Source organism: Vibrio sp. SCSIO 43140 (genome assembly GCF_023716585.1).
Lineage (GTDB): Bacteria > Pseudomonadota > Gammaproteobacteria > Enterobacterales > Vibrionaceae > Vibrio > Vibrio maritimus_B.
In genome coordinates this window covers 923,761-936,105 of the sequence record NZ_CP071850.1, presented here as the reverse complement: position 1 = coordinate 936,105, position 12,345 = coordinate 923,761, and the positions used below count along the sequence as shown (strand labels likewise).

General features: G+C 45.7%; 10 protein-coding genes. 3 read left to right on the top strand and 7 right to left on the bottom strand.

The annotated features are described in order from the left end of the window. The 7 genes from J4N45_RS04515 to J4N45_RS04485 all read right to left on the bottom strand — a co-directional run bounded on the left by J4N45_RS04515 (window position 1) and on the right by J4N45_RS04485 (window position 8,187). The gene (locus J4N45_RS04515; RefSeq protein WP_252013780.1) at window positions 1-1,005 is read right to left on the bottom strand and encodes a LacI family DNA-binding transcriptional regulator; all 1,005 of its coding nucleotides are present in this window, start codon (window positions 1,003-1,005) and stop codon (window positions 1-3) included. Continuing rightward, window positions 1,002-2,489, bottom strand: a complete 1,488-nt coding sequence (locus tag J4N45_RS04510; RefSeq protein ID WP_252013779.1) for a glycerophosphodiester phosphodiesterase family protein — start codon at window positions 2,487-2,489, stop codon at window positions 1,002-1,004. The genes J4N45_RS04515 and J4N45_RS04510 overlap by 4 nt, the downstream gene beginning before the upstream one ends. Further along, window positions 2,455-3,543 (bottom strand): ABC transporter ATP-binding protein, encoded by a 1,089-nt coding sequence (locus tag J4N45_RS04505; protein ID WP_252013778.1) that lies wholly within the window; start codon window positions 3,541-3,543, stop codon window positions 2,455-2,457. Before J4N45_RS04505 ends, J4N45_RS04510 begins: the two co-directional genes overlap by 35 nt. Beyond that, window positions 3,543-4,367 carry a carbohydrate ABC transporter permease gene (locus J4N45_RS04500; RefSeq protein WP_252013777.1) on the bottom strand — a complete coding sequence of 275 codons (825 nt, stop codon included), beginning with the start codon at window positions 4,365-4,367 and terminating at the stop codon, window positions 3,543-3,545. Before J4N45_RS04500 ends, J4N45_RS04505 begins: the two co-directional genes overlap by 1 nt. Window positions 4,368-4,375: 8 nt before the next feature. Continuing rightward, window positions 4,376-5,686 (bottom strand): carbohydrate ABC transporter permease, encoded by a 1,311-nt coding sequence (locus J4N45_RS04495; protein ID WP_252013776.1) that lies wholly within the window; start codon window positions 5,684-5,686, stop codon window positions 4,376-4,378. A 53-nt stretch (window positions 5,687-5,739) separates the two neighbouring features. After that, window positions 5,740-7,104 (bottom strand): ABC transporter substrate-binding protein, encoded by a 1,365-nt coding sequence (locus tag J4N45_RS04490; RefSeq protein ID WP_252014650.1) that lies wholly within the window; start codon window positions 7,102-7,104, stop codon window positions 5,740-5,742. Between the two features lie 471 nt (window positions 7,105-7,575). Further along, window positions 7,576-8,187: a histidine phosphatase family protein gene (locus J4N45_RS04485; RefSeq protein WP_252013775.1), complete on the bottom strand. Its 612-nt coding sequence runs from the start codon at window positions 8,185-8,187 to the stop codon at window positions 7,576-7,578. Between the two features lie 378 nt (window positions 8,188-8,565). On the opposite strand from J4N45_RS04485, the gene J4N45_RS04480 reads away from it, so the two are divergent. The 3 genes from J4N45_RS04480 (at window position 8,566) to J4N45_RS04470 (ending at window position 12,248) form a co-directional block, all read left to right on the top strand. Further along, the gene (locus J4N45_RS04480) at window positions 8,566-9,540 is read left to right on the top strand and encodes an ABC transporter ATP-binding protein (protein WP_252013774.1); all 975 of its coding nucleotides are present in this window, start codon (window positions 8,566-8,568) and stop codon (window positions 9,538-9,540) included. Window positions 9,541-9,550: 10 nt separating this feature from the next. Further along, window positions 9,551-10,513, top strand: a complete 963-nt coding sequence (locus J4N45_RS04475; RefSeq protein ID WP_252013773.1) for an extracellular solute-binding protein — start codon at window positions 9,551-9,553, stop codon at window positions 10,511-10,513. Window positions 10,514-10,577: 64 nt separating this feature from the next. After that, window positions 10,578-12,248: an ABC transporter permease gene (locus J4N45_RS04470; RefSeq protein WP_252013772.1), complete on the top strand. Its 1,671-nt coding sequence runs from the start codon at window positions 10,578-10,580 to the stop codon at window positions 12,246-12,248. Window positions 12,249-12,345 lie beyond the last annotated feature (97 nt).

The window sequence follows — 12,345 nt, the reverse complement described above, 5'->3', positions numbered from 1 at the left end:
CTACAGTGTTTTTCGTTTTATTAAACTGACGTCTAAAGTTCGTGTTCTTGATGTTTGGCTTGGATCATTAATTCTGCTGAGCAGGAGATCTACGCACTGCTTAGCCATCTCCCCTGTCGACTGCTTTACCGTGGTTAGCTGATAGCTATTCCAACTTGATTGTTGCATGTCATCAAAACCCGCTACTTTAATCTGTGCCATATACTCAGCCCCAAGCTGTTCCTTCAATCCATCAAGGACACCGAGCGCTAAATAGTCATTGGCACAAAAAACGCCATCGGGAACCGCATTTTTGGAGGTAAGCATTTCCGCAGCCGCCATACCACCCTGATAGCAATGTGTCTTTGGGTACAGTGTTGTGGTAGTGATCCCTCGCTCTGCCGCTAGCTCACAAAACAATTGCTCACGACTACGTATACTGAACGAGTCTTTCAATGAGCTGACCACAGCCAATGATTTGCAATTCGCATCGGAGAAGGCAGAGACTAGTAACTCAACCCCTTTCCTGTTGTCGCAAATGACCCTGTCAACGCTTTCGTGAGTCTGTTGTTTATTGACTAGAACAACAGGTACTGAACTACTTGCGCACATCTGAAAGATGTTTTCAGGCGGGGTATCTGAAGTAATAATCACCCCAGACACGTTGTAGTGCAGTAGCATATCGATCACCTGAGAGCTATCTCGTTCCTTGGCTGTTGGAATCAATAACGGGCGATGATTCTTCGCCAGTATCGCTTCGCTTAAGTCACTGACTTGTTGACTGCGAAACGGGTTATCCATATCCGCAACGACCAACCCAATCAGATCTGAGCGCTGACGATTGAGGCTACGAGCAAGGTGGTTGACACGATAACCCAACGCATCGGCTGCTTTGAGCACCTTTTGTTTTGTCTCTTCAGAGACATAACCATTGTTAGAAAAGGTACGTGATACCGCTGCGCGAGAAACGCCAGCCGCTTTCGCTACATCTACTGAGGTAATATTTTTTTGTTTCTGCTCACTCAAAGAAGGTTTTCCTTCTGTTTCCAAGTCTCATAGGCACGAGAAAAGGCAAATGGGAAGTCAATGTTGACCATATCCGGCTGCTTGCCTATCAACTCGAACAATACCTGCTGCGATTCGCCCGGGTAGCGCAACATCGATTTAATACCCAGGTCGCGGCACAATGAAAACTCATTGAGATCATCCAGTTGATAATCGTATTCCACTATCTCTGGCTGTACGTAGTTGCACAATGATTCAAGAGACTCAAAGTCCTGACGTCTAAGCATCAATCGAGCTTCTGGATAACGCGTTTTTATCTGCTGAATATAGTCAGTGTTAAAGCTCCAGAAGAAACAACATGAAAGCGCGTCGTGTTGAACTGCTGTTGCGATAACTTGGTCTACATTAGCCTGCTTTAACTCGACATAAAGCTCTCCGTCATTGGCTTTTGCCTGCTCAAGAAAATCTCCAAATGTCAGCACACTTTGTCTAGAAAAGCTTGGGTGAAACCATGACCCTACATCACAATTCGCAAACTGTTCACGGGTGATCTCGCAGACCTGTCCGATGAGGTTAGTGGTTCTATTGGCCGTTGGATCATGTATCACCATTAGTTCGCCATCAGCACTGGTATTCAGATCAAGCTCAATGACACTGGCTCCTGCTCGATAACCTATTTCGGCGGCAATGGTTGTGTTTTCCGGCGCCACATCATTAGCGCCTCGATGTAAAACCATCTTAATTGGGTTACTTGGGTGTGGGTGATATCCCGTTAACAACTCTGGCAAATCTGAACAAATCCCAACCACAGGCATTTGAAGCAACTTTTCTATTTCCGATGGTCTTTCTTCATGCCAGATCACAATAGGAAGCTGCTGCTCCTTTGCAGTCTGCAGTAGCTCATCGGTAAGAAACTCATGAGGAGTCTCTGATGCTCGCTCCCAGCACAGATGAATCATATCTGCTTTGGCCTTGTTAGCTTGCTCAAAAGGACAGTCGCCGACTCTTACCAAAACCGACAGTGGATACGGACAATTCATCTGATCCATTTCTGCGACCCATTCAGGCACAAAGCTACCAATGGATACCGCGTCGTAAGGCGTGCTGGAGAGTGTTTTTAGTACTTCAGCGCCAGCCCCCTCACCTTTCAGTTCTATATAAAGGCCCGAGCCTGTTTCTATTGCCAAATCGAGCACTTGTTCGAAGGTGGGTACACCTTGGTTATTAAATAAGCGGTATGATCTGAGTACTTCGAAGCTGACATCAGAAATAGTCACATCAACCCCAGCCGTATGCATAAGGCTATCATCGTGACTTACCACGCATACGCCATCAGCGGTTAAACGAACATCGATCTCCCACATTTCAGCCCCTAAAGTAGCTGCATACTCAAACGCTTCTAAGGTATTTTCGAGTTTATGACCACTGGCTCCACGATGAGCAATACAAAGTGGTTTGCGCTGAGACTGTTTAACCAGCTTTTCTAAACGTTGTTGACGCAGCATATAGACGCTCTCCATCTTGGTTAAACAATAGAATATGGCTTGCGTCGATGCTCCAGTGAACAGTGTCACCAAGTCTTAAATCGTCACGCACAGGTTGAATCGTTCGAATAACATTGCCATCGGCCAGTCGGAGATCATAAAGATTTTCACGGCCTTGGTTTTCAATAAAGCAGACCGTTGCACAGTTGGTATCACCCGTTTCTTCCGTCAAGATCACGTGTTCTGGACGCAAGCCAACTTTTACGTATTCGCTATCAAGGTGACCAGCTTCTAAGGCCAACTGGATACCATCGACACCATTGATAAAGGTATCTTGTTGAATCTCACCTTCGACAAACGAGATTGGTGGATTCCCCAAGAAACCGGCGACAAACTCATTCACAGGGTTGTGGTACATTTCTGTCGGTGTATCGACCTGTACTATGCGTCCACCATTCATAATGGCAATGCGGTCGCACATGCTCATCGCTTCCACTTGGTCGTGAGTTACGAGCACGGCAGTAATGCCTGTCTCTTGCTGAATACGGCGGATCTCAGAGCGCATTTCTAAACGCAACTTGGCGTCGAGGTTAGCAAGAGGTTCGTCAAGCAAAAGAACATCTGGCTTACGAACAATGGCACGTGCTAATGAGACTCGTTGCTGCTGCCCACCTGATAGCTCTGCGGGTTTACGGTGCAATAGGTTATCAATGCGAACCAGCTTTGCGATATCCGCTACCTTTTGTTTAATTTCAACTTTGCTTTCTTTACGAATCATCAAAGGAAATGCGATGTTCTCTTCAACCGTCATGTGTGGATATAACGCATAAGACTGGAAAATGACGCCAACATTTCGCTGCTGTGGTGGTAGTTTAGTCACGTCGCGAGCGCCAAATTCTATGCTACCGCCGTCAATTTGGTGAATGCCACTAATGGCAAACAAGGTGGTCGACTTACCGCAACCAGAGGGGCCAAGTAGCGCAATCATTTCGCCAGAACCGATGGACAAGTTCATGTTATCAATGACAGTGGTGTCACCAAAGGTCTTGGTGAAATTGTTAATTTGAATACCCATTAGCCTTTGTTGCCTCCGCTGTACATATTCATAAGTTGTTTTTGGAAAATTGCGAATAAAATAATGACTGGTAGAACATAAAACAGGCCTACGGACTTAAACATCGCCATATCAAAATTATTATCGTCGGCGATAAGACCGGCCAAATAAACGGAAAGTACTTGAGCATCGTTTCCTGGTGCCAAGACCTGAGGAAGGATGAACTCACTCCAGCTTGCTAGAAAAGAGAAGATGCCAAGCGCCGTCATTGCCGAACCGACCTGAGGCAGAACTACCTTACGCCACACCATGAATCGGCTAGCCCCGTCTTGCATGGCTGCCATTTCTAGCTCCCAAGGAACCGAATCGTAAAAACCTTTTAAAATCCAGATACCAAAGGGTAATTCAAGTGCTGCTTTCACCATGATGACGCCTAGCAGCGTGTCATACAGACCCACATATTGGAGGATCAAGAAAATAGCGATGAGCAAGGTCACAGTCGGGAATGAGTGCAAAACCATCACTCCACCCAAAAAGAAACCACGTAGCGGAATGTTAAGTCGTGATAACGCATACGCTGCTGTTGAAGCAATACATAACGTCAGTAACGTCGATACCAACGAGAACAATAGAGTGTTAAATGTCACTCCCCAAATATTGGGCTTTCCCGGTAAATCCTCCCAAAGGAAACGCCAATGTTCCAACGTGAACTCATAGGGCAGAAGGTCGCCTGGGGCTGTATTGGAAAAGGTATCAATAATTAAATAGAGATACATCAGAAGCAATGGAGCACTTAATATCCCCAATGCAATGACAGACTTACGACTTTTAGTGAGATCTGACATGGTACTTCCTATATTTCAATGCGAGGTTTCGCAACCATCTTGTTAAAGCCGAAAAGCTTCAAATAAACGACCGACATGACCATGCCAATTGCTACCAGAACCATTGCCAGAGCAGCGCCGTAGCCGTATTGCAGGTTACCAGCATAGTTACTCAACGCGGTGTGGAATGCTCGTAGTGCCCATACTTCAGTGGAACCGCCAGGGCCACCACCTGTTGCCAATAATATGTAATCAAATGAGGCCAGTAGGGATAGAGTTTGATAACACGTCATAAACAGAATCGGCCAACGCAACTGAGGTAAAATAATGTAGCGAATCTGTTGTAAGCGACTTGCCCCATCGACTTCACTCGCCCAAAAATGACTCTTTGGAATGGCATTGATTGCAGAAGACAACACCAACATACCCATGGATGCGCCGACAAAGCCGTTAATTAGAATGACAAAAGTCCATGCGTGTGCTGGCGTGTCCAGCATCCAGTTCTTCGGAGCTATACCAAACATAGCAACTAGGTTTGAGATAAAGCCGGTGTCCCATGCTAGCCATTTCCAAAGCAAAACATAGAGTACTGGGGGGGTAATCCTCGGGAGCAACCACACTGCTCGATAAAAACCAGCAATTTTCTTTGGCATATAGTGCGTAGTCAGTGCTAGTACCAAAGCAAAACCGATATTAAACAGTGACAAGGTCGCAAATACATACAGCAGAGTATTACTTAACGCTGTTTTAGTATCTGGCAGCGACGTCATGCGCTGATAGTTTTCCGTCGTCCAAGTCCAGCCGGTGTAGGATGCCTTTAGCAGTGCCTCTGATTCACGGTCACTGAGCGTGATGCCAGCTGCCTCAACGGCATTCAGCATAGCGGCTTTGTTTTCATAGCGGGTGGTTCCCACAGAACGCTGGAAGTTGTCTGCGGTACGGTTGAGCTCTCTTGGGCTTCTAGGGCTGTGTGACAGACGGCGCAATTCTCTGGTCAAATCGCGACGGTTATCGAATATTTTACCCATCAATACTGAATCGACTTGCTCGATAAAACGGGCGTCAAGATTACTAGAACCAAGAGCATCGATACCTTGCTTATCGATGGTAAAGCGAGATTCTTTTAATGACTCTGCCAGTTCAGGCATGTCATAGTCTGCACTTAGTGTTCGCAGTGCTGAGGGCGAAACCTGATAGGTTCCACTACTAATTCCTGTTGCCGTGCTCATGTTGGTAAGCGAGAAGACCGCCGTCATTACAACAGGCAATAGGAAAAATAAGACGACAAAGACTAGGGCTGGTGACATCATCACCGGGCCAAGCGTTTTAGAACGATTCATGTTGCTCTCTCTGAACTCCTCTAGCCTTTCGACTAGAGGAGAATTAGACGGAATTACTGGATAATGACGCCGTTACCCAAGGTGCCACGCAGCTCTGTTTCTGCGTCAGCGACAGCCTGTTTTGGTGTTTTCTGTCCGGTCCAAGCTGCTTCTAGACCTTTCCAATAGATATTCCAGAACGCACCAAAGTCCGCGTTATTTGGCATTGAGTTGGCATGAGGAAGAAGGCGCTCCGTTGCCTCCATTGCCCAGCGGTCATTATTGTAAAGACCGATGTTCATCTGCTCTGGGCTAATACCTAGGTGAGATGATTTAATCGCATGTAACGTGTTGATTCGTGGCTCTGATGCAATTTTGATAAGTTTCGCTGCCACTTCCATTTTGTCTTCGTTATCTTGCTGAGTGATCAGATAAACAACCGGGTGAGTCAAGGTATTAGCATGGCTGGACGCTTCTTTGTCACCCGTCGGAATCAAGCCGAACTGAACGTTACCAAAGAAATCATCCAGGCCTTCCGCTTCTGTGTAGCGAGAGTAATGCCAAGTACCACCATGCCAGAACGCCGCTTTACCAGAAGCAACTTCGGCATACCATTGGTCCCATGGCGTACCTAGGTGATTACGACGTGTCACGCCCATCTCAACCGCATCAGCAAAGAATTGGAATGTTTTCTCCATAGCGGCTTTGTCAAAAATTAAGCGTCCCGTTTCGGGATCCTGAAGCTCGCCACCAAAACTGGTGTAAAACTGCCAGAAGTCAGGGCCGTTAGTCACGCGCGGGTAAAAACCATAACCTTTCGCAACCAAGCCTTCATCTTGAGCTTTTTTAGCATCTTCAAGCATGTCATAAAGCGTGTACTCACCTGACTCAATGCGATCTGGCAGAGTATCGATAGCTTGCTGGTCATAACCGATCTGCGCTAAATACTGCTTCCACGCAAAGAAAGGACGCGCTTCGGAGTCTTGAGGAATCCCGTAAATCATGCCATTGAAAGATGAGATTTCTACAAGGTTTGGGTAGAGGTTGTTCAGAGGCCAAGCATCCATATCGACGTAGTCTTCTACTGGAGCGATCAAGCCAGACTGAGCCCAAGGTGCAATATCCACATGACCAGTCACGACGATATCTGGTGCAGATCCTGACTCAGCGGCAAGCGTAACCGCTTGTTTGAAGCTATCCCAGTCGGCGTAACTACGTTTATTGACTTTAATGTTGAGCTCTTCGCCGGCCGCATCCGCTTCTTGCATTAAGATGCTAGCAGCCATTTCAATCGCGTCAGTACGATAGTGATCGTTTGGACCAGCACCACCAGCAACGACAGAAATTTCGTAGTCAGCCGCATTTGCTGCGCCCGCCAGTACAATTGAAAGGTGAAGCAGGTGCTTTTTCCAAGATCCCTTGTTAGCTCCAGTAGTCATCACAATATCTCTCCCCATGATATAACTGTGAAAGTCAGTGTGAACACGTGTTCACACTTGAATGAGGAGTATTTTGGTGATGCTTTATGACAGTGAGATTAATGATAGCTTACAGGTCAATGAAGGTTTGAAGACGAACTTCGACAGAGTAATCAAAAGTGATCTGTACTGCTACTGCTCATGCGAAATATTAAGCGAGAATGGTGACAATGAATGTATAGTAAAAAACTACGTTTTCGAGTGAGTGGTAGAGCCCAAGTGACACTGCTATTTCTTTCTTAACAAAACGACAACCTCAAAACGTAAAAACCATCGCGCTGATGAAAGGGGTAAAAGATTTTAGTCAAGAAACGATATAGTTGTTTATAAGCTAAGCAAGGTTTTAGCCTCTAAACCTTTTACATGAGAGCTGTATCTCTTTAGCTAAGAGACTTCTCGCATGAGTTCAATATAGTATCGAACAGCAAGTCCTTACTTCTCTGTAACGCCTTGGTTGCTAATCAGAGAAAACGCATTATTGTCATACTCAATAATAGTGCGCGCGAGAAAATCTAAGTCTATTTTCTTTTCAAACTTTAAAATATTTTTGTAGATAGATCGTGTTACATTGCCGTGAGTAACAGCGATAACGACTTCAAACCCATTTTGCTGAGCATCCTCAACAACTGACAGTAACGCTTCTTCAACCCTCTTATCAAAGTCGGCCAGTGGCTCCGCACCGAGCAGTAACTCATCAGAGTAGTAATCGCCGGGCTTTCCTTCAAAGCTACTTAATAGGTACTCGTAAATACTCTTGCTGTCTCCTTTATTGCAGCCAGACAGTACTCCATACGAATTCCTCTCTTTAAGGTTATCTACGAAGCCAATATCACACTGTTTTACCATATTAATAGCTTCCGCAGTCTGTCTCGCTCGCTTTAGTGGGCTCGAGTAAATCTTTTCAACAGCAATATCTGAGAAAGTTTTAGCTACCTCTTGCGCCGCATGCAGACCGAATTCACTTAGTTCAAAGTCTGCTGCACCACCATAACAGTTGATAGTGTCATCATGTGATTCACCATGTCGAACAAGTATTATCTTCATCATTGTCTCTTTCAGTAATTTGTTTTCGCAGCCTGAAATCGAAACCTATGACTCTTTTAAGGGATTCAAAAGCCAAGACTCCTTGTCAGCAATGAATGAAGAGGCATTGCCTTTGGGAACCAAAGTTTTCGTTATCATATCGATTGAGTTAACGACTATTGCGAGCGAAATGTGCAAAACACTTAAATTAGCCAACAATGATTAAAAGAATATGAATTTTCTCCTAAAAATTAGGTACATCAACCCCATAACTCTCGCTCTATTGCATAAGTTCATTGAGACAGGGGCTGAGACGACACAAAAACTTCACATAATTTAAGTTAGTCATTAATAAAACTCATGAATGATTGTCATCAAACGGAATTATGGTGACACGGCATGAGCCTCTCGATTAAAAACCTCAATAAAAACTTTGGCGACGTTAGTGCGCTTCGCGACATCAATCTATCTTTAAATCAAGGCGAACTGGCCGCACTCGTTGGGCCGTCTGGATGCGGAAAAACCACATTACTCCGATCCATAGCAGGGTTAGAAAACCCTTCTTCAGGACAGATTAAAATCAATGAGCGTAGTGTTTTTGACAGTGAGTTGAATGAATCTATCGCTATTCAAGATCGAAAGCTCGGAATGGTCTTTCAAGACTTCGCGCTTTGGCCACACCTTACTGTCTTTGAGAATGTGGCATTTGGCCTACGTGCACGAAAAGACACCAAAGATCTGAATAAGCGAGTAAACGATGCACTGGCACAAGTACAATTAGCCTCGTTCGCTCAACGGTTTCCGAGTCAGCTCTCTGGCGGTCAGCAACAGCGCGTATCTATCGCGAGAGCCATTGTCACCAAACCACAACTGATTCTGCTTGATGAACCACTTTCCGCGCTTGATGCAGTTCTTAAAGATCAGATTCAACACCTATTGCTACAAATCCTCAAAGATAACCAGTTGACTGCTGTCTATGTCACACACGATCAGGCAGAGGCTATGTCTATGGCAGATAAAGTGGTCATCATGAATGCTGGTCAAGTTGAACAGTTCGACTCACCGGAGGCGATTTATCACCATCCTAAGTCAGAATTTGTAGCTCAGTTTATTGGGAAGAGCAATCGTCTTCCTAGCCCTCAAGGCCATGCCTTTATCCGCATGGAAAAGCTAAAACCTCATGCTGCTGCCAATGACAATGATTTGCAGTTTGAAGGCTCGATTATCAACGCTCGATTCCAAGGGCAGCACTATCTCGTTGAGGCCAATGTTGCGGGAGAGAAATGGCACTTCTTCGCATCACAGCGACCGACCCCAGGAGAAGCAGTATCCCTCTATTGCGCCCCTGAAGATATTCAAAGAATTCACTTGTAAGGAAATGATGATGAAAAACCTATCAGTACTAGCTCTCGCCCTTGGACTCGTTTCGGGTGTGGCTACCGCTGCAGATCTCACGGTCTATACTGCAGGTCCTAAAGGACTAGCAAACCAGCTGATAAAAGACTTTGAAGAAGTCTCAGGCAACAAAGTTCAGGTCTACCAAGCAACGACTGGACGAATCTTAGGCCGATTAAAAGCGGAAGAAGCTCGCCCGGTCGCAGACGTGGTTATTTTGGCCTCTTGGCCAGCGGCAATGGGTCTTCAGAGCGAAGGGCTTTTGCATACCTTTACTCCAGAAAACGCAGACAAACTGCATGATGGATGGAATGGTGACAATCAGCTTTTCGCGTATTCAGGCTCGGCTTTAGGGATTACCTACAATACCCGTCTAGTGAAAGATGCTCCGGCATCACTCACAACTTACACTGAAGACAACTGGGCAGGACAAGTCGTTATTCCAGATCCAACTGAATCAGGCTCTGCTTTGGATTTTATCTCTGGTGTCATCGCTAATGATGCAGACAAAGCATGGACACTATTCAATGCATGGCAACAAAACGATATCGATGTTAATGGTGCAAACCGTCCGGCACTAAACCAAGTGGTTAATGGATCGAAAAGTGTCGTACTAGCTGGCGTCGATTACATGGGATACGGTGAGAAGGCCAAAGGGAATCCAATCGAGGTTATCTACCCAGCTGAGGGGACAGTAATCGCACCAAGACCCGTCATGGTGCTTGAGTCTAGCGACAAGAAACCACAGGCAGAAGTGTTTGTTAACTACCTACTGACTGAACGTGCACAGAACATTGTTGCTAAGAACTTACTGCTACCTGGCCGTAGTGATGTAAAAGCGGATCCATCTCGCCCAGACTTCGCTGACATTAAGCAACTGGATTATGACTGGAACTGGATGTTTGAAAATCAAGCAAACGTCACCAAGAAGTTTAGCGCAATGTTTCGCTAACCCACCTCAAGGAGAGGGTTAACCTCTCCTCTTTTACCGCCGCCTCGCTTTATATCAGATCTCTATGAACACACTCCAATCCCAAGATACATTCAATAAGCCAATGGTATTGGCACTGCTAAGCCTCAGTGTCTTAGTGCTAATGCCAATGGGTACGATTCTTATCAATAGCGCCTACCAAGATGGGCATTGGCACCTAACCGCTTTATTTCGACAGCTTATCGATAGCTACACACTCAGTGTGCTTTGGAACTCGGTTCAACTCGCCCTTTTGGTCACTATAGTGGCAACATTGTTTGCAGCCCCTTTGGCATGGATCACAGCCAAAACAGAGATCGGTCGCCATAAATGGCTCGATATCGTCATCTTGATCCCATTTATGACCCCACCATTTATCGACTCAATGGGGTGGATGATTTTTATGCGCCCGAGAGGTTATCTAGAACAGTTATTGCCTGGCTTGGCGGGATTACAGACCGGCTTCTTCTCTTTGGCTGGTATGGTGTTAATCATGAGCCTGTCGCTTTTCCCATTTATGTACCTAGTTATCAAGAATAGCTTGTTGAGAATCAATGCTAGTGTTGAAGAAGCGGCAATCATATATGGTGCGTCCAAGCTAAGAATCTTGGCCAAGGTTTTCTTGCCGCTGTTGATTTCAGGTTACCTAATGGGGGCATTACTGGTATTCGTCAAAACGATTTCTGAATTCGGCACACCAGCAACCTTAGGTAAGCAGATAGGCTACTATGTGCTTACAACGGAAATCCACCGCTTTACGTCGACTTGGCCGATAGACTTCGTAAAAGCGTCGGTACTCTCTTTGGTACTACTAACAACAAGTATGTTGATGTGGATGGGACAGCTTTATATCTCGAACAATTACCAATACCAACTCATTTCGGGTAAGGGGAACAAACTAAGAATCATTGCGTTATCGCCTTGGCAGCGCAGTGGTTGTTGGCTGGTCATCGCTTTTATACTTGCGTTATCAATTGGTATTCCCTATTTCTCAATAACCGCTACCGCACTCATCGATTTAGCGGGATTAGGACTTAGTTGGGATAACTTAACCTTTAAACACTTCGCTCAAGTCTTCAGCTTCGATAGCGAGGCATTTTCCGCGTTACTAAATAGTATTCAGCTCAGTCTATATGCCGCGACAATCTGTACCGCCCTCGGGATTTGGTATGGATTGACGGTGGTACGTGGACAATCTAACCTAACGAAGGTCATCGACTTCGCTAGCTTGCTGTCCAATACGGTGCCCGGGATCGTGGTTGTCTTTGGTTTGATTCTATTCTGGAACTCGCCAAGTAACCCCCTACCTCTTTACAACACTAAGGGGATGCTGATCATCACGTATGTCGTTCTGTTCCTTCCTTATACTGTGCAGTACGTAAAGTCTGCTGCAGAGCAAATTAGCAGCAGTCTTGACGATGCAGCTAAGGTATCAGGTGCTTCTGAGTTTTATCGATTTAGTCGAGTCACACTGCCACTTATTCTACCCGGGGTAATAGCAGGTTGGGCGATGAGTTTTATCATCGGTCAACGAGAATTGGTTGGGTCGCTCATGGTGAAACCGCCAGGATTTGAAACCAGCGCAACCTTTATTTTTAGCGAGTTTGACCAAGGTAACACCAGCTTAGCGATGGCCATGGCATTAGTGGTCGTTTCTGTGACGGTATCCATGTTGGCTGGCTTAAAGGTAATAGAGTCGCGACAAGGAGTGCGATGATTTTTTACATTCTAAAGAACAAGTTAGTACTGCAAGCCTTGACCTTCTGGGGCAAGGCTTGCATGGACCTTCTGGGGCAAGGCTTGCATGGAGGTAT

Coding starts and splice junctions, on each gene's coding strand:
- J4N45_RS04510 (WP_252013779.1), bottom strand. CDS start 2,489: ATGCTGCGTCAACAACGTTTAGAAAAGCTGGTTAAACAGTCTCAGCGC.
- J4N45_RS04505 (WP_252013778.1), bottom strand. CDS start 3,543: ATGGGTATTCAAATTAACAATTTCACCAAGACCTTTGGTGACACCACT.
- J4N45_RS04500 (WP_252013777.1), bottom strand. CDS start 4,367: ATGTCAGATCTCACTAAAAGTCGTAAGTCTGTCATTGCATTGGGGATA.
- J4N45_RS04495 (WP_252013776.1), bottom strand. CDS start 5,686: ATGAATCGTTCTAAAACGCTTGGCCCGGTGATGATGTCACCAGCCCTA.
- J4N45_RS04490 (WP_252014650.1), bottom strand. CDS start 7,104: ATGACTACTGGAGCTAACAAGGGATCTTGGAAAAAGCACCTGCTTCAC.
- J4N45_RS04485 (WP_252013775.1), bottom strand. CDS start 8,187: ATGAAGATAATACTTGTTCGACATGGTGAATCACATGATGACACTATC.
- J4N45_RS04480 (WP_252013774.1), top strand. CDS start 8,566: ATGAGCCTCTCGATTAAAAACCTCAATAAAAACTTTGGCGACGTTAGT.
- J4N45_RS04475 (WP_252013773.1), top strand. CDS start 9,551: ATGAAAAACCTATCAGTACTAGCTCTCGCCCTTGGACTCGTTTCGGGT.
- J4N45_RS04470 (WP_252013772.1), top strand. CDS start 10,578: ATGAACACACTCCAATCCCAAGATACATTCAATAAGCCAATGGTATTG.